13 protein-coding genes, 1 pseudogene and 1 riboswitch are annotated in these 20021 nt (G+C 74.3%); of the genes and pseudogenes, 9 read left to right on the forward strand and 5 right to left on the reverse strand.

Features of this window, described 5'->3' with window-relative positions; translation table 11 throughout:
• The 4 genes from DEF28_RS18635 to DEF28_RS18650 form a co-directional block, all read left to right on the forward strand.
• Positions 1-1710 (forward strand): ABC-ATPase domain-containing protein (locus DEF28_RS18635; protein WP_114446183.1); only part of this gene is annotated, 1710 nt, incomplete at its 5' end.
• Between the two features lie 256 nt (positions 1711-1966).
• On the forward strand, positions 1967-2890 hold the full coding sequence (locus tag DEF28_RS18640) for a proteasome assembly chaperone family protein (RefSeq protein ID WP_114398899.1): 924 nt from the start codon (positions 1967-1969) through the stop codon (positions 2888-2890).
• 5 nt (positions 2891-2895) lie between these two features.
• Positions 2896-4038: a quinone-dependent dihydroorotate dehydrogenase gene (locus DEF28_RS18645; protein WP_114398900.1), complete on the forward strand. Its 1143-nt coding sequence runs from the start codon at positions 2896-2898 to the stop codon at positions 4036-4038.
• Between the two features lie 182 nt (positions 4039-4220).
• Entirely contained in the window at positions 4221-5414 is a 1194-nt protein-coding gene (locus tag DEF28_RS18650) for a UDP-N-acetylglucosamine--N-acetylmuramyl-(pentapeptide) pyrophosphoryl-undecaprenol N-acetylglucosamine transferase (protein ID WP_114398901.1), read from the forward strand.
• A gap of 922 nt (positions 5415-6336) precedes the next feature.
• Here DEF28_RS18650 and DEF28_RS18655 read toward each other — a convergent pair.
• The 3 genes from DEF28_RS18655 to DEF28_RS18665 all read right to left on the reverse strand — a co-directional run bounded on the left by DEF28_RS18655 (position 6337) and on the right by DEF28_RS18665 (position 9287).
• A complete protein-coding gene (locus DEF28_RS18655; protein WP_114398902.1) occupies positions 6337-6957 on the reverse strand; it encodes a DUF6461 domain-containing protein in 621 nt (206 codons plus the stop codon).
• Between the two features lie 112 nt (positions 6958-7069).
• Complete coding sequence (locus tag DEF28_RS18660; RefSeq protein WP_114398903.1) at positions 7070-7600, reverse strand: gluconokinase; 531 nt, start codon at positions 7598-7600, stop codon at positions 7070-7072.
• Between the two features lie 112 nt (positions 7601-7712).
• Positions 7713-9287 (reverse strand): polysaccharide deacetylase family protein, encoded by a 1575-nt coding sequence (locus DEF28_RS18665; RefSeq protein WP_114398904.1) that lies wholly within the window; start codon positions 9285-9287, stop codon positions 7713-7715.
• A gap of 435 nt (positions 9288-9722) precedes the next feature.
• Positions 9723-9952, forward strand: a riboswitch (cobalamin riboswitch).
• 173 nt (positions 9953-10125) lie between these two features.
• Between DEF28_RS18665 and metE the strand changes: the two are divergent.
• Positions 10126-12391 (forward strand): annotated as a pseudogene (gene metE, locus DEF28_RS18670) (5-methyltetrahydropteroyltriglutamate--homocysteine S-methyltransferase).
• A gap of 123 nt (positions 12392-12514) precedes the next feature.
• On the opposite strand, the gene DEF28_RS18675 reads toward metE, so the two are convergent.
• Positions 12515-13585 (reverse strand): DUF3558 family protein, encoded by a 1071-nt coding sequence (locus DEF28_RS18675; RefSeq protein ID WP_114398906.1) that lies wholly within the window; start codon positions 13583-13585, stop codon positions 12515-12517.
• 582 nt (positions 13586-14167) lie between these two features.
• Positions 14168-15217, reverse strand: a complete 1050-nt coding sequence (locus DEF28_RS18680; protein ID WP_114398907.1) for a coiled-coil domain-containing protein — start codon at positions 15215-15217, stop codon at positions 14168-14170.
• Between the two features lie 522 nt (positions 15218-15739).
• Here DEF28_RS18680 and DEF28_RS18685 point away from each other — a divergent pair.
• From DEF28_RS18685 to DEF28_RS18700, 4 genes are all read left to right on the forward strand, one after another.
• Positions 15740-16981, forward strand: a complete 1242-nt coding sequence (locus tag DEF28_RS18685) for a multidrug effflux MFS transporter (protein ID WP_158562874.1) — start codon at positions 15740-15742, stop codon at positions 16979-16981.
• 377 nt (positions 16982-17358) lie between these two features.
• Positions 17359-18312 (forward strand): methionine ABC transporter ATP-binding protein, encoded by a 954-nt coding sequence (locus tag DEF28_RS18690; RefSeq protein WP_114398909.1) that lies wholly within the window; start codon positions 17359-17361, stop codon positions 18310-18312.
• Positions 18312-18992, forward strand: coding sequence for a methionine ABC transporter permease (locus tag DEF28_RS18695; RefSeq protein WP_114398910.1), 681 nt, complete (start codon positions 18312-18314; stop codon positions 18990-18992). Before DEF28_RS18690 ends, DEF28_RS18695 begins: the two co-directional genes overlap by 1 nt.
• Positions 18993-19068: 76 nt before the next feature.
• Positions 19069-19926, forward strand: coding sequence for a MetQ/NlpA family ABC transporter substrate-binding protein (locus DEF28_RS18700; RefSeq protein ID WP_114398911.1), 858 nt, complete (start codon positions 19069-19071; stop codon positions 19924-19926).
• Positions 19927-20021 lie beyond the last annotated feature (95 nt).

Below are 20021 nucleotides of genomic sequence, written 5' to 3' on the forward strand. Positions count from 1 at the left end.
GGCGGGGGGTCCGGTCACGGGCGCTGGCGGGAGCGGCCCGAGATCACCGGGCGCCGTGACGCGGAGCGGCTCGCCGAGGAGCTGCGCCGCATGGCGGGCGCCTCCTACGGCCGGTACAAGGCGCTGACGGGGGACTGGGACTTCGGCGACTTCACGCTCACGGTGCGGCGGGTGCAGGCCGACCCCTTCGCGCCGCCGTCGCGCGTCGAGGTGCGCGTCCCCGCGCGGGTCGCCGGGCTGCCCGAGCACGCCTGGCGCGCCCCGGTCCGGCGCCGCGCCACCGCCGACTACCTCGCGCGGCGCGCCCAGCGGGAGCTGCGCGGCTCGCGGCTGCGCATCGACGCCGGCGGACAGGAGGTCATCGAGCGCGCCGCGTGCCGGATCAGCGACGGCGCGGTCGAGCTGCGGCTGGGCATCGACCTGCCCGGCCACGGTCGCCGGATCGACGCCCGGGCCGCCGAGCACGAGCTGTGCGGGCGGCTGCCCGACCTCGTGGCCGCGCTGCCCTGGCCGGCCCTGGACACCGCCGAGGCCACCGCCTTCGCCGACACCGTCGAGGACACCGCCGCGCTGCGCGACCAGCTCGCCGGTCTGGGCCTGGTCGCCTTCGTCGCCGACTCCTCCGTGCTGCCGCGCCGCAGCGGCGTCAGCGACCTCCCCATGACCGGCGACGCCGTCGCGTTCCGCTCCCCGGAGAGCCTGCGCGTCACGGTGAAGCTGCCGCACCGCGGCGAGGTCAGCGGTCTCGGCGTTCCCGAGGGCATCACGCTCATCGTCGGCGGCGGCTTCCACGGCAAGTCCACCCTGCTGCACGCGCTGGAGCGCGGCGTCTACGACCACGTGCCGGGCGACGGCCGGGAGCTCGTCGCCACCCGCGCCGACGCCGTGAAGATCCGGGCCGAGGAGGGGCGCCGGGTCGAGCGGACCGACGTCAGCGCGTTCGTCCGCAACCTGCCCACCGGCGCCGACACCGCCGACTTCCGCACGGACAACGCCTCCGGGTCCACGTCGCAGGCCGCGAACATCGCCGAGGCGCTGGAGGCGGGCGCCGGCACGCTCCTGGTCGACGAGGACACCACGGCCACCAACCTGATGATCCGCGACGCCCGCATGCAGGCCCTCGTGCACGGCGACCGCGAACCGCTCACGCCCTTCGTCGACCTGGTGCGCCCCCTGCACCGGCGGTTCGGGGTCTCCACGGTCCTGGTCATGGGCGGCAGCGGGGACTATTTCGACGTCGCCGACCAGGTCGTCATGCTCGACGAGTACCGGCCGCACGACGTCACCGAGCGCGCCCGGCGGCTCGCCGCGCCCCGTACCGACGCCGCGTTCCGGATGCCCGCGCCGCGGGTGGTCGATCCGCGGTCGGTCGATGCCACGGACCGCGGCCGCGCCCGCATCAAGCGCCGCGACATGGACGTGCTCACGTTCGGCGCCTCCGACATCGACGTGCGCGGTCTGGTGCAGCTCGTGGACCCCAGCCAGGTCATCGGAGTCGGCCTCGCGCTGCGGACGCTCGCCGAGGAGGGCCTGCTCGACGGCCGGCGCACCCTGGCCGAGGCCCTCGACGCCCTGGACGCCCGGGTGGCGGAGTCCGGCGTCACCGCCATCGGCCGCGGCCACGCCGGCGACTACGCGCTGCCCCGCCGCTTCGAGATCGCGGCGGCCCTCAACAGACTGCGTACCCTGCGCGTCCTGCGCACCGGCTGACCGCGGCCGGGGCCGCCGCGGGGCGGCGGATGCCGAGCGAAGGCGCGCAGCGGGCGGAGCGCAGCGGGCGGACGGCGCCGGCCCGGCCGGTCCCGGCATCCGGCCTCGGCTTTTCGGTCGGGTCGGCGCAGGTCGGTATCCTGGAGGGCGAAATCCGGGCGAGGCGGGCACCCCGCCGCGTCCGCGGACGCCGAGCCTCCCCCGGCCGGCGATCCTCCCCCGAGATCGCTCCGCGTGAGAATGGAGAGCCGTCCAGGTGCGAGATCCCGCAGATCTCTACGAGTTGCGCCCCGATGTCCCGGAGATCTCCGGGGCCGTCCTGCTGGTCAACCTGGACGGGTACATCGACGCCGGCGCCGCGGGTCGACAGGCGGTCCAGAGCCTCCTCGCCGGTGCCGACCCGACCGAGGTCGCCGTGTTCGACATCGACCGGCTCCTGGACTACCGGTCCCGGCGCCCGGTCATGACGTTCGACGGCAACCGCTGGACCGACTACGCCGCCCCCGGCCTGACACTGAGCCTCGCGCACGACGCCGAGGACACCCCCTACCTCCTGCTCACCGGCCTGGAGCCGGACCGCGAGTGGGAGCTGTTCGCCGCCGCGGTGCGCCAGCTGGTGGAGCGGTTCTCGGTGAGCCTCACGGTCGCCTTCCACGGCATTCCCATGGCGGTCCCGCACACCCGTCCCGCCACGGTCACCGCCCACGCGACCAGCCCCGACCTCGTCTCCGGCCACACCCCGTGGACCGGGAACCTCCAGGTTCCCGGCAGCGCGGTGAACCTGCTGGAGTACCGGCTCGGCCAGGCCGGACACGACTTCATCGGCTTCGCCGTGCACGTGCCCAGCTACCTCGCCCAGTCGGAGTACCCGCGTGCCGCCATGACCGCGCTGGAGTTCGTCTCCGGCGCGACCGGTCTCTCCCTGCCCACCGCCCCGCTGGAGGAGGCGGCGCAGGCCACCGACGCCGAGATCGAGCAGCAGGTGGCGGCCTCCGAGGAGGTGCAGCGGGTCGTGCGCAACCTGGAGCAGCAGTACGACGAGTTCATGGCCTCGCACGGCGAGGCGGACGGCGGCGACCCCCTGCTGGCCTCTGACGAGTCGGCCCTGCCCACCGCCGAGGAACTCGGCGCCGAGCTTGAGCGCTTCCTGGCCGAGCGCGAGCGCGGGACGGAAGGATGACCGGGATGACGGGCCCCGTCGTGTACCAGATGCTGTTCCACGCCGTCCTGCGGCACACCGACGCGGAGCGGATCCACGGCCTGAGCGCCGCCGCGCTGCGCGGAGCCGCCGCGCTCCCGGGCGTTCCCGCGGCCATGGCCCGGCTGCTCGGTGCGCGGGAGCCGGAGCTGCGGGTGCGCGCGCTCGGCCGCGAGTTCGCGGGACCGCTCGGCATGGCCGCCGGCTTCGACAAGGACGCGCGCCTCGTGGACGGCCTCGCGGCCCTGGGGTTCGGCCACGTCGAGATCGGCACCGTCACCGCCGAGGCGCAGCCGGGCAACCCCCGGCCGCGGCTGTTCCGGCTGACCGCCGACCGCGCCATCGTCAACCGCATGGGCTTCAACAACGAGGGCTCCGCCGCCGTGGCCGAGCGGCTGCGCGCGCGTGCGCGCCGGCGGCGGCCCGGCCCGCGCGTGGTCGTCGGCGCCAACATCGGCAAGACGAAGGCGGTACGGGAGGAGCGCGCGGTCGAGGACTACGTCACGAGTGCCCGCCGCTTCGCCGACGTCGCCGACTACGTCGCGGTCAACGTCAGCTCGCCGAACACCCCCGGTCTGCGCGACCTCCAGGCCGTCGGCCACCTGCGCCCGCTGCTGAGCGCCGTGCGCGCGGCCCTGGACGAGGCTGGCCGCCCGGAGCTGCCGCTGCTGGTGAAGATCGCCCCGGACCTGGCCGACTCCGACGTCGACGCCGTCGCCGACCTCGCGCTTGAGTTGGGCCTGCACGGCATCATCGCAACCAACACCACCATCGCCCGCGAGGGGCTGGCCACGCCCGCCGACGAGGTGGCCGCGGCGGGCGCCGGCGGACTGTCCGGCGCGCCGCTGAAGGACCGCTCCCTGGAGGTGCTCACCCGGCTGCGCGCGCGGGTCGGCGACCGCCTCGTGCTGGTCGCGGTCGGCGGCGTCGAGACGCCCGAGGACGCGTGGGCGCGCATCCGCGCCGGCGCGACGCTCGTGCAGGGCTACACCGGGCTCGTCTACAACGGTCCGCTCTGGCCGCGGCGGATGCACCGGGGCCTCGCCCGCCTCGTCCGCGCCGCCGGCTACCGCTCCGTCACCGACGCGGTGGGCAGCGACCTGGCCGCGCAGGACCGCGCCGCTTCCTGACACCCCGGCCGTCCCGCCGTACCGGCCGCGACTCACGGCCGCCGGGCGCGGCGGGAGGCGGAGGGCGATATGCCCCGGGACTCCGGGGAGAGCTGGGGTATTTGTGGCGAAATTGGCCACTACGCCGTACTGGACCGTCTAGCATCGCCGCGGGAAGATCGTCTCTCGCTGATGGGAAACCTGTGAACGACGTCGACCATGTCCCGGCCGAGCGGGCCTTCCGCCTGATCGTGACCGGGGGAGGGACCGGCGGCCACACCTACCCCGCCCTCACCGCCGTACGGAAGCTGTGGGCGCGGCTCGACGCGCGCGGGTGGGCGCTCGACGTGCTGTGGGTGGGTGCGGCCGGAAGTCTGGAGTCCCGCGTCGCCGCCGGTGAGGGGATCGCGTTCGCCCCGGTCGCGACCGGGAAGATCCGGCGCGCCCGCAACCCCATCAGGATGCTCTCGCCGGAGAACGTGCGCGACATGACCAACGTCCCGCGCGGCGTGCTCCAGGCGCGCGAGCTCGTGTCCGACTTCACGCCGGACGTGGTGCTGGCGACGGGCGGCTACGTCGCTGTCCCGGTCGGGCTGGCCGCATGGCTGTGCGGCCGTCCGCTGGTGGTCCACGAGCAGACGGTCCGGCTCGGCCTGGCCAACCGCGTGCTGGCGCGGGCCGCGGCGCGGGTCGCGGTCTCCTCGGAGTCCACGGTGCCGCTGCTGCCGGAGTCCGCCCGCGAGACGGCGGTGGTGACCGGTAACCCGGTACGGGCCGAGGTCCTGGCGGGCCGGCCGGAGAGGGCCGTCGCCGCCCTCGGTTTCCGCGGACACGACCCGGCGCTGCCCACCGTCTACGTCACCGGCGGCGCACAGGGCGCGGTGCAGATCAACGAGGCGGTCCGGGCGGTCCTGCCGTGGCTGCTGGAGCGCGCCAACGTCGTCCACCAGTGCGGGGAGGCGCACGTGGCCGCGCTGCGCGAGCACGCGGCGACCCTGCCGGGGCCTCGCGCGGCGCGCTACCACGTCACCGGGTTCGTCGGGGCCGAACTGCCCGACGTGCTGGCGCTGGCCGACGTGGTCGTCTCCCGCAGCGGTGCCGGGACCATCGCCGAACTGACCGCGCTGGGCAAGGCCGCGGTCCTGATCCCGCTCGCGTCGTCGGCCGGGAACGAACAGGCGCACAACGCCCGCCACCTGCAGGACGCCGGGGCCGCCGTCGCACTCCCGGAGGTGACCCCGGACATCCTGCGCGCCGCGGTGGGCCCGCTGCTGGCGGACCCCGGCCGGCGTGCGGCCATGGCCGAGCGCGCCCGCGCCCACGGCAGGCCCGACGCGGCGGACCGGCTCGTCGACGTGGTGCTCTCGGCGGCGGACGGCTGGCGGCCGGGCGCATAGCCGGCCGGAGCCCGGCGGTCCGCTCGGGTGGCGCGGGGACCACCGCGGGCGGCAGGCCGCCCCCTGACCGCCGCCCCTCGCGGTCGCGCCCGTACGGGCCGCTCGTCCCCGGCCGCACCGGCACGCGCGGACCGCGGCGTGCGCGGCCCGTCTGGCGCGCGCCGCAGCCGTCCCGCATGTCGCGACCGGGGAGCCGCACCGCGCTCGGCCCGGGAGCGGACGGCCCGCCGACACGCGGACAGGGTGCCGCCGCGCACCGCGCGGCACGGACGGCGGCCGCCCGTGCCCCCGCCACCGGGGCAGCCGGTCCCGCGCCGCGGGCCGGGGCCCGGTTCGCCGCACGCGGCGCGGCCATCGCACACGTGCTCACCGGCCGCGCTCGGGCCCACGGCGAGAACACCTGGCGGCAGCCCTGCCGTGACGTGGGCAGCACCCTGGCTGGACCCCACCGCGCCCCGGGCTTCCGGCGGGGTGGGACGCGTCCACCGGCGTCCGATGAGGGACGCCTGGGCCCACCGGCGGCCCGGCAGCTCGGAAACCGCACGCCAGGCAGCGTTCCCCGACTGGCTGGGCCGGCACGGCCGGTACGAGCACAACCGACCCCAAGAACCAGCGGCCAGACCCCGGCGAGCCGCGCCACCGACCCCTTGCGAACGACACGCCTGGGCCGGCGCTGGGCCCGCTCCCCCCGTGGCGGCCGCGACCATGTCGCGCCCGCGACCGGCCGCGCCCCTCGACCTTCCGGCCGGGGGCAGGCGCGGTCGCCGTCCCGCCCGTGCGGCGGCGCCAACGGGCGGGTGGCCCCCGGCCAGCGACCACCGGACAGGGAGTGACCGCAGGAGGCGCACCGCGATCCGGCGCCCAGCACGGTCGCCGTCAGGGTGGGGCGCCGGTCACCGCCCCGGGCGGGGACGCGCGGCCCTCAGCGCAGGGGGAGCGGCAGCGCCCGGTCGAGTTCGGCCCCGAGGAGCGGGCCGGCCAGGTGCGCCGGCCGGACGCGGACGCCCGTGACGCGGTCGGCGACCGCCAGGACGGCCGCTCCCGGTTCCGGTGCGCCTGCGGTCTCGGAAGCCGGGGGCAGCAGTCCGACGGCGCTCAGGTGGTCCACGAGCGCGTCCGGGCGGGTTCCGCGGCGCGTTTCGGGGGAGCGGGCGTCGAAGAAGGTCTGCAGGACGCCGTCGATCACCCAGCGGAACTCGTAGCGGTGCTCCATCACGACCCGCACGGAGACCACCTCGGTCTCGGCGGACAGCATGCGGTACACCTCCGGGTGCGCCGCGCGGCAGCCGGTCGGCTCGACCACGACCGACCAGCCGCCCACGCTCAGCGCGTGCGCGGTGCACGGGGGAGTGCTCTCCGAGCAGAGGTCGGCCTCGACCGCCTCGGCGATGGGAAGGCAGCGCATGTCGCGCTCGTTGGCTCCGAGGCGCCGCAGCGCCTCGTTCCTGCTCAGTCCTCGGACGTAGGACAGACAGTAGGCTTCGGCCAGGTCCGGCTGCGTCTCCTGCAGCCAGGCGTAGTCGCGAGCGTACGCAACGGACATCGGCCCGTCCCTTCGCAATCCGTGAGCCGTGTCGCCGGGGGCGCCGTCGGCGGAGGTCGATCGTGTCGGCATTCGACGCGTTCCCGCCCCAAGGCGGGGTAAGCGGGCCAACTCAGGACACCGCTGGATGGTTGGGGTTCCGAACGGAGGGTACCCGCGTCGGCGACGCCACCATCACGAGGATGCGTCGCAGCAGCTCAGCGGGGGACGCCGACGCGTCGATCACCACCCCGGCCTCGTCGTCGTGCAGCGGCTCCAGCCGGGCGAGCTGCGCCTCCAGGAGCCTGGCGGCGCGCCGGGTCTCGGGCCGCTCCCGGATCCGGCGGGCCAGCACCTCGCGGCCGGCCGACAGGTGCACCACGTACAGCCCCGGATCGCCGTCCCGCAGGATGTCGCGCTGCTCGCGGCCGAGCGCGGGGCAGACCAGGACCACGGGCACGTCGCCGGCCCGCTGCTCGGCGAGCCAGCCGGAGATCCGGCGGATCCGCGCCGCGCGGTCGGCGCTCGCGGGGTCCGTCGCGTCCTCCAGGTAGGCGGCGGCCAGCGCCCGCGCCAGCAGCCGGGCGACGCCCGTCGCTCCAGTGCCGGTGACACCCATCAGCGCCAGGGCCCGCCGCGACCGGGACGCCCGCCAACCGGCCACGTCAGAACTCCCACCCACGAGGTCACACCCTACGCGTGATCGGGGGACGGCCCCGAATCGGGACCGCCCCTCGTCGCGGTCGTCTTCGCCACACGGCCGGCGCGCCGTCGGCTCAGTCGCCGGCGGACTCGGAGGCCGACGGCGACGGTGCCGCGCTCGGGTCGGCCGCGGGCTCCTCCGGGTGGGCGTGCCGGTAGCTCTGCCCGGGCTCGGTACCGCCCAGCAGCTGGCTCACGGTGACGAGGGTGTAGCCCTTCTCCCGGAGCCGCCGGATGATGTCGGGGACCGCGTCGATGGTCGTGGAGTGGATGTCGTGCATGAGGATGATGGACCCGGGCCGGGCGTGCTTCACCGCCCGGTCCGCCACGATCCGGGCGTTGCGGTCGCGCCAGTCGTTGGTGTCGACGCTCCACAGGATCTCGGCGAGGCCGTGTTCGCCGCTGATCGCGCGGACCCCGTCGTTGGTGGAGCCATACGGCGGGCGCATCAGGTCGGGCTGGTAGCCGGTCTCGCGTCGGATCAGCGCGTTGACCGTGCGCAGTTCCTGGGCGATCCGGTCCGGGGACGTCCCGGCGAGGTCGGGGTGGGTGACGGTGTGGTTGGCCAGTTCGTGGCCCTCGGCGTACTCGCGGCGCACCAGCGGCGCGTACTCGCGGATCGGGCCCCCGGTGAGGAAGAACGTCGCGCGGACCTCGTTGTCGCGCAGCACGTCGAGCAGTTCGGCGGTGCGCCCGCCAGGGCCGTCGTCGAAGGTGAGGGCGATGCACTTGGCTTCGGGCGCGGAGCAGTCGACCGAGTCGTCAGTGACCGGGAAGACGCCCGGCACCGCCTCCGGTGCCGGGATGTCCTCGGGCGCCGGCGGAGCGCCGAGCGTGAAGCCGGAGTCGACGACGGTGGCGGCGGCGCGTGCCCGGCGGCCGAACTCGGAGAGCAGGGGGTCGGCCTGCTCCCGCGGCACCACGGCGGCGATCCGGCCGGCCGCGGCGGGCGCGACCTGGCCCGCGTCGAACTCCACGACGAGGTCGCCGTCGGGGTTGAAGCCCATGGAGTCGTAGACCCGCAGGACCGGCTGGATGGCGGCGCCCGCCACCTCGTCGCGGCCCTTGAGGGCGTCGCGCACGAGGCCGTTCAGCGCGACCAGCTGCTCGTGGCCCGCCAGCAGCTCGGTGGAGAAGGCGGTACGGCCGCTCAGCGCGTCGTACCAGAACGTCGCGTAACCGGTGCGCGGGTCCTCGGAGTCCTTCTCCTCCTGGGTGAACCGGACGCCGACCACGTCGTCGGCCGCGGCGGTGAGTGCGCCGGAGATCGAGATGCTGCGGGCGCCGGGGTTGGCGGCCGCGAAGTCGTCGACCTCCTGCCCGGTGATCTCGCCGAGCCGCTCGTTGAACGGGTCGGCGTTGGGCACCGTGGGATAGCTCACCTCGACGCGGACCCGGTCGTCCTTCGCGGTCCGCTCCTCACCGAGGTCGAGCACCACCGCGGGGTCGACCTCGGTCAGCTCGTCCGGTTCACCCTCCGGTCTCGGGCGGGTGTCCTCCTGCTCCCCGGAGGCGTGTTCGGCCCGGTCGCCCCCCGCCGAGCAGCCGGCGGCCAGCAGGACGGCCGCGACCGCGGCGGCCGCGAGTCTTCCGCCGAGCGGAAGACCCGGGCCGGCGGAGCCGGGAGCGGCGGGTCTGCGGGATGACATTTCGATCTCACCAGGGTCTCTCAAGGGACGGGACGTCTTTCGCGCTCGTTGATGTCTGTGCTGGTTTCCACCTGTTTGTCGCGGGAGGCGGCGGGGCCGGTTCGGTCGGACCGGCAAACGAGACGCAATCGCCACAACCACCCTCGAATGAGGTTAGGTTGCAAACAGTCACGAGCCCACTCCATCGGGTAATAAGGCGCTCAAGAGTCGTCACACAGGTGACAATCCGTCGGATCGGTCTCACTCCCCAGGAATCGGACATCATGGGGCGCACGACTGCCCTGTGCTCCGTGATCTCCGGCTGCTCCGGCGGTCTCCGGTCCGACTCCGGAACGACCGCGCCCGGTCACCGGGCACCGCTGCGGCGCCCGGTGAGCCCGGGAATCCCCGCGAGGGCTCGGCCCGACGGCCCGGCCACCCGCGACAGGCCGGTCCTATACTCCCACTTGCGGTTGGTTCATGTGTCGCGAGATGCGGCATGTGTCGTAAGAGGGAACCCGGTGCGAATCCGGGACTGCCCCGCAGCGGTGAGTGGGAACGAAAGCCGTCAACAGCACTGGACGCCCCCAGGGCGCCCGGGAAGCGACGGCCGGTAGGAGACGGGACGGCGACGCCGTCCCGCCGCGCCCACGAGTCCGAAGACCTGCCACCGCCCGCGGACCCACCCGGCGTCCGCGGTGGTCCGGGACCCCGAGGGAGGGTCCGGGCGACGGCGGGGTCCGCGGCACGTCCGGCCACGCCGTCCTCGGCCGCCCTCTCCCACCCGGACCCCGGCTTGTTCGACGAGGGAGAGAGAAGCTATGCCAGCGATCCGCGCCCACCGGGGCGGTGGCGCCCGGTGACGACGACCGTCCACGGCTACCCGCGTATCGGCCCCGACCGGGAGCTCAAGCGTGCCTGCGAGGACTACTGGGCCGGTCGGCGTCGGCGCACGCCTGCGCCGCGGCGTCTGGGAGACGCTGCGCGACGCGGGTGTCGCGCACATCCCGTCCAACACGTTCTCCTACTACGACCACGTGCTGGACACCGCCGTGCTCTTCGACGCCGTCCCGCCGCGCTTCGCCGGCGTCGCGGCCGGCCGGCGGGACCGCGACGCCGAACTGCGGCGCTACTTCGCCATGGCCCGGGGCGCGGCCGACGCCCCGCCGCTGGAGATGACGAAGTGGTTCGACACCAACTACCACTACCTGGTCCCCGAACTCGGCCCCGGCACCCGGCCGCGCCTGGCCGGCGGCAAACCGCTCTCCGAGTACACCCAGGCCCGAGGGCTTGGCATCGAGACGCGGCCCGTCCTGCTCGGCCCGCTCACCTTCCTGATGCTCGCCAAACCCGCCGCCGGCGCCCCCGAGGGCTGGCGGCCGCTGGAGCTGCTGGACGAACTGCTGGCCTGCTACGCGGAGCTGCTCGGCGCGCTCGCCCGCGCGGGCGCGCAGTGGGTCCAGCTGGACGAGCCGATCCTGGCGACCGACGCCGGCCGGGCGGAGCCCGAGGCGCTGCGCCGCGCGGTCGAGGTCCTCGGCGGTCTCGCCGAGCGGCCGCGGCTGCTCGTCTCCACCTACTTCGGCCCCATCGGGCACCAGGCGCTGGAGATCCTGCGGAACAGCCGGATCGAGGGCGTCGGGCTGGACCTGGTGAGCGGTCCGGAGTCGGTCTCCGACGTGGCCCGCGTCCTGGGCCTGCCCGGCAAGACGCTCGTCGCCGGCGTGGTGGACGGCCGCAACGTGTGGCGGTCCGACGTCCCGGCCGCGCTGTCGGCCCTCAGCTCGCTGCTCGGACTGGCCGACGAGATCGTGGTGGGCACCTCGTGCTCGCTGCTGCACGTCCCGATCGACCTCGACGCCGAGACCGGCCTGGACCCGCTGCTCCGCGAGCGCCTCGCCTTCGCCCGGCAGAAGGTCGACGAGGTCGTGCTGCTCGGCCGGGCGCTCGCCGGCGGCGACGCCGCGGTCGAGGCGGAGCTGGAGCGCGCCCGCACGGCCGCGGCGGAGCGCACCCCCGCGGCCTTCCGCGACCAGCGGGTCCGCGCCCGCCTGGACGCGCTCGGCCCGGACCCGGTCCGGCGGAGGGCGGGCGGTGCGGAGGCGGAGTCCGCCCTGCCGCCGCTGCCCACCACCACGATCGGCTCGTTCCCGCAGACCGGCGAGGTGCGCGGCGCCCGGGCGGACCTGCGCGCCGGCCGGATCGACCGCGCCGAGTACGAGCGGCGCATGCGCGCCGAGATCGACCGGGTCATCGCGCTCCAGGAGGACATCGGCCTCGACGTCCTGGTGCACGGCGAGCCCGAGCGCAACGACATGGTGCAGTACTTCGCCGAGCAGCTCGACGGCTACGCCACCACCCAGGCCGGCTGGGTGCAGTCCTACGGCTCCCGCTGCGTCCGGCCGCCGATCCTCTACGGCGACGTCCACCGGCCCGCGCCCATGACCGTGGGCTGGATCACCTACGCCCAGTCCCGGACCGCCAAGCCGGTCAAGGGCATGCTCACCGGCCCGGTCACCATGCTCGCCTGGTCGTTCGTCCGCGACGACCAGCCGCTCGCCGACACCGCGCGCCAGGTGGCGCTGGCGCTGCGCGACGAGATCGCCGACCTGGAGCGGGCCGGCATCCGGCACATCCAGGTGGACGAGGCCGCACTGCGGGAACTGCTGCCCCTGCGCGCGGACCGGCGCGCCGCGTACCTCGCCTGGGCCGTCGGAGCGTTCCGGCTGGCCACCTCCGGAGTCGCCCCGAGCACGCGGATCCACTCGCACATGTGCTACTCGGAGTTCGGCGACATCGTGGGCGCGATCGAGGCGCTGGACGCCGACGTCACCAGCGTGGAGGCGGCGCGCTCCCGCATGGAGCTGGTGGACGACCTCGCCGCCGCCGGCTACGCGCGCGGCATCGGGCCCGGCGTCTACGACATCCACGCGCCGCGGGTGCCCTCGGTGGAGGAGATCGAGGCCGCGCTGCGCGCCGCGCTGCGGGCGGTCCCGCCCGAGCGGCTCTGGGTGAACCCGGACTGCGGCCTGAAGACCCGCGGTTACGCGGAGGTGGAGCCGGCGCTGCGCAACCTGGTGGCGGCGGCCCGGCGCATCCGGGCGGAGCTGGCGGCGGCCGGCTAGCCGCGGCGGCCGGCCCTGACCCCGCCGGCCCCGGACGCGGGACGGGGGCGTACGGACATCCGTACGCCCCCGTTGCGTGCCGCGGGCCGGGCGCCTCGGAGGGGAGGGAGGCGGCCGCCCGGGTCAGCCCACGATGTTGAGTGACTGCTTGCCGAGGTCGGGCAGCAGCTGCTCGACGTCGGAGAACTCCAGCGGGGCCGGCGCGTTCTCCTCCAGCAGGTCCGGGCTCATCCGGTACTGGACCGTGACGTTGATGTTGGCGTCGCGGATGAGCAGCGTGCCGACCGAGTACTCGCTGCCGACCGTCTTGTCGGTGGCGAAGATCAGCCTCGACTCGTCGCCCAGGTTGAGCTCCTGGTTCTCGTGCACCTCGAGGTCGGTGAACTCGCTCTCCTCGTCGGAGTTGTACTCGATGTTGCTCTGGAACAGCTCCTGGGCGCTCTCGACGGAGTCCGAGCCGCCGTAGGGGTACTCGTAGGTGACGGTGAGCGTGCCGTAGCTGTTGTCCTCGCCCTCCACCGACCACGAGCAGTAGGCCCGCGAGCTGTCCGTGCTCTGGCTCGGATCGGTCAGGCCGATCTCGTTGACCGTCTCCTCGGTGAGCGCCGTGCAGGGGTCCTCGGGCAGCGTGTAGGGCGGTTCCCCGTTCACCGAGGTGGTCCCCTCCTCCTGCCCGGAGCCCTGGCTCTGGTCGGTCGCCCCCTGCCCGCCGTCGGTGCCGGCCGCCGGCGGGGCCGGCTCGCCGCCGCCGCGCAGCAGCATCACGACAACCGCGATGACGAGGACCAGGATGACGCCGCCGCCCGCGATCACGATCCACAGCCCGGCGTTGCTCTTGCGGGGGGCCGCCGCCGGGTAGCCCGACATGTCCGGGCCCGGTCCGCCGGGGCCGTAGGGCGGCTGCCCGCCCTGGAACATCTGCTGCTCCTGGGGGGCCTGGAACTGCGGGCCGCCCGCCGCGGGCTGCCCGCCGTAGGGGGTCTGGTACGGCGCCTGGCCCCCGGTGCCGGACTCGGCGCCGTAGGGGTTCTGGTAGGGGCCGCTCGGGTACTGCGGCTGGCCGGCGCCGGGAGCGCCCTGTCCCGGGCCCGGTTGGCCGTATCCGCCACCGTAAGGCGACGGCTGCCCTCCCGGGTTGCCCTCGCCGCCCTGCGGGTATTGCGGTGGCTGTGTGTAGGGTCCGTTGTCGCTCATGACTCCCCTCGCGCCAGCTGCGTTGTGATCAGTCGTCCGACGCGCGTCGGCGCGCTTGTGGTTCCATCCCGTTCGCCCTCCCGCCGGTCCGCGCGCCGTCGGCGGCTCGCCTCCGGGGCGTTCGGACGCTCCGGCGGGCGCCGCTGACCGCGCTCCCCGGGGTTCGGTGAACCCGGTGGGATCGCTCGCCACGCGGATGGCGGGCACGAGGCCCCGGCGCTGCGCTCGATGGCCGGTCGCCGGCCAGCGGAGTGCGTCTGGGGGCGCCCCGGCCGGCCCGCGATCGAGGAGCGCGGTCCTGGAATCCTAGCCGGAGCGGATGAGCGCCGGGCAGTCGAAAGGGCGGCAAACGCGGCTGAACATACGGGATTGTCATCGTTTCGTGCCGCGACTGTGCTGTGGGGCGTGCGCGCGGGCGCCCCGCGCCGGCCGGCCCGTGCCGGAGCGCCGACGTCCGCCCGGGGACGCGGCCCCGGGCGGACGGCGCGGTCCGGGCTGAGGGCAGCGTAGTGAGCGCGGTGCCGGGGGACAACCGGCCCGGGCCGCAGGGCGGAATCGTTGCGGGACCGCGACCCGGCGCGCTCAGAACATCGAGATGTGGACGTGGTCGAAGTGGTTCTCGGTGATGCTGCCGCGGTCGGACATGTCGCGCCACCCCTCGCCACCGCGCCGGATGTCCCAGATCTGCTGCCGGTAGATGATGTACATGATCCCGAGGCGCTCGGCGTTCTCCTGCGCCCACTCCGCGATCGCGTAGCCGTGGTCGATCTGCTCCTGGGACGGCATCTGGCCGTTGGGGTTGACCATGAAGTCGCAGGCGCGGCCCTTGGGGTGCTCCCCGACCACCCAGCCGCCGTCCGGCCGGTAGCAGCCGACACCGCCCTGGGAGCGGTTCTCGCCGAACTCCTCGATGATGAGCTCCTTCATCTGCCGGGTGCGGGGGGTGAGGCTGTCCGGCCCGCCCATCTCCTGCACCGGGTAGTCGGCGATGAGGGCCTGCACCTCCTCGCGCTGCCCCTCCAGCTGGTCGAGGTCGGCCTGAACCTGGTCGACCTTCTCTTGGGCGCTCTCCTGGGCCTTCTCGTCCCGGGCGATCGCCTGCTGGAGCTGCTCGATGCGGTCGTGGTTGGCGGTGGCCAGGTGGTCCACGAGCATCGCGCGGTCGATGATGTCCTGCGGGTCCTCCTCGACGAACAGCGTCAGCGCCGGCTCCAGGCCGCCGGTCTGGTAGCTGGCGACGGCGAGCTGCTGCACCTGGTCCCGCGCGGTCTCCACTTCCTCCCGCGTCCGCTGCGCGCGCTCCTCGGCCTTCTCGGCGTCGGCGATCACGGCCTCCATGTCGCGCAGCTCGCCGTTGTACTCGTCGCCGAGCGCGTCGGCACGGGACAGCAGGTCGTCCAGGCTCTCGCCGGGCGCCATGGGCGCACCGGGAGCGGCCGCGGCCGGTTCCGGCCGGGCGGGCGCGAACACGCTCGCGGCGGCCAGCACGGCGACCAGCGCGGCGGTCCCGGCGCGGCGGCCGGTCGCGGGGGCGGGGCGCCGGGGCAGCACGTCCCGCCAGCGCCACGCCGGCGGATCAGGTGCCCAGAAGTCGGCGTACTCCGCGGCGCGGGTCGAACGGGTGGACTCCACTCTGTCGCTCCTCGGTAGGCGCAGCCGTCCCCGCACGGTGGCACGTCCACCGCGGGGCCGGGATCGCTCGTCACATCGAGCCGCTCGGCACTCGCTCGCCTCGACCGGAGGGGGAGATACGGCGGCTGCAGGTGTGCCCGAGCTTCGAGCACTTTAGGAAAGTTTGCCGATGTTGCCAACATCGCGGCCACCCGCGTCCCGTTCCGTCGGGCGAGGACCCGGCCGGAAAACCGCGGCGGCGCGGCCCGGAACGGCGCGGCCGGCCATGATCCGCGTCACAGGGCGGGCGCGCGCTCGGCGGAGGCGTGCGGCTGCCGGACGTCCTGTGCGCCGGTGCAGCCGTCGCCGCGGCGGCCCTCCGTGACCCTGTGCGGTCATGACGTCGCCAAACGTCCGCATGTGGCCGGGGATCACCCCACATCGGGGGGCTTAGGGTGTTGGGCGGCCAGTGGGGCGGCGCGCGAGGGGAGCAGACGTGGGATCTTCGGATGCCTGGGGGCGGCGGACGGCGGGAGGGTCCCGGTGAGCGGCACGGGCGGATCGAGCGGACCGGGGCGCGGCCCGCGCACCGGCGCCGTCCTGGTGGTCGGCCTCGGTGCGCTGACCGCGGTCGGGCCGCTGTCGATCGACATGTACCTGCCGGCCTTCCCGGAGCTGGCCCGCGACCTGGGGACCGGCGCGGCCCAGGTCCAGCTCACCCTCACCGCGTGCCTGGTGGGGCTGGCGCTGGGGCAGCTGGTGCTCGGGCCGCTCAGCGACGCCGTGGGACGGCGGCGCCCACTGCTGGTCGGCGTCGCGGCCTACACGGTGATCTCCCTGCTGTGCGCGGCCGCGCCCAACGCCGAGGTGCTGACCGGGCTGCGCTTCCTCCAGGGGGTGGCCGGCGCGGCCGGTATGGTGGTCTCGCGCGCGATGGCCCGCGACCTGTACTCCGGAGCGGCCGCCACCCGGCTGTTCTCGCGGCTGATGCTCATCATCGGGCTGGCGCCGATCCTCGCCCCCGTCTTCGGCGGCCAGCTCATGCTGGTGACGTCCTGGCGGGGGATCTTCGTGACGCTGGCGATCCTCGGCGCGGGCCTGTTCGCGGTGGCGTGGTTCGTGCTCCGCGAATCGCTGCCGCCCGAGCGGCGGCGCGCCGACGGGCCGCTCGCGGTGGTCGGCGTGTTCGTCCGGCTGTTCCGCGACCGGGTCTTCCTGGCACTGATGCTCACCCAGGCGCTGGCCTCGGCCGGCCTGTTCGGATACGTCTCGGGCTTCTCCTTCGTGGCGCAGAACGTCTACGGGACCTCGGCGCAGACCTTCAGCCTGCTGTTCGGACTGAACGGTGTCGGGATGGTGGTGTTCAGCCAGGTCAACGCCTATCTCGCCGGCCGGGTGGCCGAACGGGCGGTGCTCATGGGGGCGCTCGCAGTCTCCGCGGCGGCGAGTCTCGGACTGGTGGCCGCCACGCTGGCCGGGTGGCCGTTCGCGGTGACCTGCGTCCTGCTGTTCGCGATCATGTGCAGCCTGAGCTTCAGCATGCCCACCACGACGTCGCTCGCGCTCGGGCGCTACCCGCTCAACGCCGGCAGCGCCTCGGCGCTGCTGGGCACCGTGCAGTTTCTGGTGGGGGCCAGCGCCTCCCCGCTGGTCGGGCTGGCCGGCGAGGACAGCGCCCTGGGCATGGTCCTGGTGATCATGGTCGGCCTGGTCGGGGCGTTCCTGGTCAACCTCGTGGGGCGCGGTGCCGGGGGAGCCGCCGCGGCGGCCCGCACCCGGGAGTGACTCGCCGCCGGGACTCGCCCGGCGGCGCCCCAGCCAACTTTTCCGAGTTCCCTACTGATAAAGTAGATTTTGTGGTCAAGATTACCTGGTCTTACCGCATGGGAAACGTGTCGGAAATGGTTGTGTAGAGGCGTGGAGATCCTGTTGAGCGGCGGCGCCCGGTGCGCCGCGGGACCCGGACCCGCCCGGCCGAGCGCCGCGCGGCGCCGGTCCGCGGGCTGTCGCTGTCGGCCCTGACCCGATCCGCGCGGCCGCCGGCCGTCCCGGCCTCCGCTTCGCCGCCCGCCGACCCGCCGCGTCGTCGAGCGGACCCCCGTCCGGCCCGATCCCCGCTGCAGAGCGCTGAGGAAACGTCGAGGAATCCTGTGATAGAGGCTGTGGGCCTGCGCAAGGTCTACCGGTTGAAGGGCCGCGAGGTGCTGGCCCTCGATGGTGTCGACCTGCACGTGCGGCAGGGCGAGATCTTCGGTGTGGTCGGCCAGAGCGGGGCCGGCAAGAGCACCCTGCTGCGGTGCGTCAACCTGCTGGAGCGCCCCACCGAGGGCCGTGTCAGCGTCGACGGCGCCGAGCTGACCGCCCTCGGCGGCGCGCGGCTGCGCGCGGCGCGGCGCGGGATCGGCATGGTGCACCAGCACTTCGCGCTGCTGTCGTCGCGGACCGTCGCCGGCAACGTCGCGTTCCCGCTGGAGATCGCCGGGGTGCCGCGGGCCGAGCGGCGCGCCCGCGTGGGCGAGCTGCTGGACCTCGTCGGACTCGCCGACAAGGCCCGCGCGCACCCCGCGCAGCTGTCCGGCGGCCAGAAGCAGCGCGTCGGCATCGCGCGGGCGCTCGCCTCGCGCCCCAAGGTCCTGCTGTCCGACGAGGCCACCTCGGCCCTGGACCCGCAGACCACCGAGTCGATCCTCGACCTGCTGCGGCGGCTGAACCGGGAACTCGGACTCACCATCCTGCTGATCACCCACGAGATGGACGTCATCAAGCGGATCTGCGACTCCGCCGCGATCATGGCCGACGGCGCCTTCCTGGAGTCCGGCCGGGTGCTCGACCTGCTCGCCGCCCCTGGCTCCCGGCTGGCCCGCTCGCTGTTCCCGCTGCCGGCCACCGACGCTCCCGACGTCGTCACCCTCACCTACACCGGGAAGCCCGACGAACCCCTCATGTCCGAACTCACCCGGCGCTTCGACGTCGACATCAACATCCTCGGCGGCGCCGTCGAGCAGGTGTCCGACCAGTCGGTCGGCCGCCTCAACGTCCAGATCCAGGGCGAGCGCCGCGAGGCGGCCCTGACCTACCTGCACGGCAAGGGCCTGCTCGTGGAGGTGGCCGGCTGATGGCGTGGCTGACCGAGTTCGGCGAGCGCTGGCCCGACATGTGGCCGGTGCTGTGGCTGGGCACCCTGGACACCCTGTACATGGTGCTGTGGGCGACCCTCTTCACCGTCCTGTTCGGCCTGCCGCTGGGTGTGCTGCTGGTGGCCACCGACCGCGGCGGCCTGATCCCGGCGCCGGCCGTCAAGGCGGTGCTCGGCGCGGTCGTGAACGTCGGCCGCTCCCTGCCGTTCATCGTGCTGATGGTCGCCGTGCTGTCCCTCACCAGGCTGCTCACCGGGACCACCCTGGGGCCGACCGCCGCCATCGTGCCGCTCAGCATCGGCGCGATCCCGTTCTTCGCCCGGCTGGTCGAGACGGCGCTGCGCGAGGTGGACCGCGGTGTGATCGAGGCGTCGCACGCCATGGGGGCGCGCCGGATCACCATCGTCGGCAAGGTGCTGCTGCCCGAGGCGCTGCCCGGGCTCATCGCCGGGCTGGTGATGACGGTCGTGGCCCTCATCTCCTACTCCGCGATGGCCGGTGCCATCGGCGGCGGCGGACTCGGCGACATCGCCATCCGCTACGGCTACCAGCGGTTCGACGACTACTACCTCTGGGCCACCGTCGCCTTCCTGGTCATCGTGGTGCAGGCGGTGCAGAGCCTCGGCGACGTGCTCGTACGACGGCTGTCGCACCGCTGACCCCCCGCCTCTCCCAGGCATCCCCTTCCCCCGGCGCGCCCGACCGGCGCCCCGACCGAGTGTGAGGAGCACACACGTGCGCAAGATATGGGCCATCATCGGCGCCACCACCCTGGCGACCTCCCTGGCGGCCTGCGGCAGCCCGAGCGAGAACGCCGCGGAGGGCGATTCGGACAACGGCGACCTGGCGACGCTGCGGGTCGGCGTCAACCCGGTCCCGCACGGCGACATCCTGCGCTTCGTCCAGGAGAACCTGGCCGCCGACGCCGGACTCGACCTGCAGATCGTCGAGATCGCCGACTACAACCAGCCCAACCCGCAGCTGGTGGCCGGGGAGCTGGACGCGAACTACTTCCAGCACCGCACCTTCCTGGGCGAGTGGCAGGACGCCAACCCCGACGACCAGCTCGTCTACGTCAGCGACGTGCACGTCGAGCGGCTGGGGCTGTACTCCAGCGAGTACGAGAACGTGGACGACCTGCCCGACGGCGCGGAGATCGCGGTGCCCAACGACGCCGCGAACCTGGACCGGGCGCTGCGGACCCTGGAGGCCGAGGGCCTGCTCACGGTGGACCCCGACGCCGGCGCGCTGGCCACCGAGAACGACATCCAGGACAACCCGAAGGACATCACGGTCACCCCGCTGGAGGCCGCCCAGCTGCCGCGGTCGCTCGGCGACGTCGACGCCGCGGTGGTCAACGGCAACTACGCGATCGAGGCCGACCTCGCCGCGAACGACAACGTGCTCGCCTGGGAGCCCGACTCCGCCGAGGACTACGTCGAGAACTACGCCAACGGCCTGGTGGTCCGCGCGGAGGACGAGGACGACCCCGGCGTCGCGCAGCTCGCCGAGCTGCTGCACAGCGACGAGGTCCGGCAGTACATCGAGGACACCTGGCAGGGCGTCGTCTACCCGGTGGACGAGCAGGGCTAGATCGTTGATGGGGGTTCCTCAATGGTCGTAAGCCACGAGCGAGCGTTTGACCGGCGCTCCGATCAGCCAGTTGTGCCAGATCGCGGCGTTGAGGG

The organism is Marinitenerispora sediminis (assembly GCF_003336425.1).
Lineage (GTDB): Bacteria > Actinomycetota > Actinomycetes > Streptosporangiales > Streptosporangiaceae > Marinitenerispora > Marinitenerispora sediminis.

Coding starts and splice junctions, on each gene's coding strand:
- DEF28_RS18645 (WP_114398900.1), top strand. CDS start 2,896: ATGACGGGCCCCGTCGTGTACCAGATGCTGTTCCACGCCGTCCTGCGG.
- DEF28_RS18675 (WP_114398906.1), bottom strand. CDS start 13,585: ATGAGCGACAACGGACCCTACACACAGCCACCGCAATACCCGCAGGGC.
- DEF28_RS18695 (WP_114398910.1), top strand. CDS start 18,312: ATGGCGTGGCTGACCGAGTTCGGCGAGCGCTGGCCCGACATGTGGCCG.
- DEF28_RS18655 (WP_114398902.1), bottom strand. CDS start 6,957: ATGTCCGTTGCGTACGCTCGCGACTACGCCTGGCTGCAGGAGACGCAG.
- DEF28_RS18665 (WP_114398904.1), bottom strand. CDS start 9,287: ATGTCATCCCGCAGACCCGCCGCTCCCGGCTCCGCCGGCCCGGGTCTT.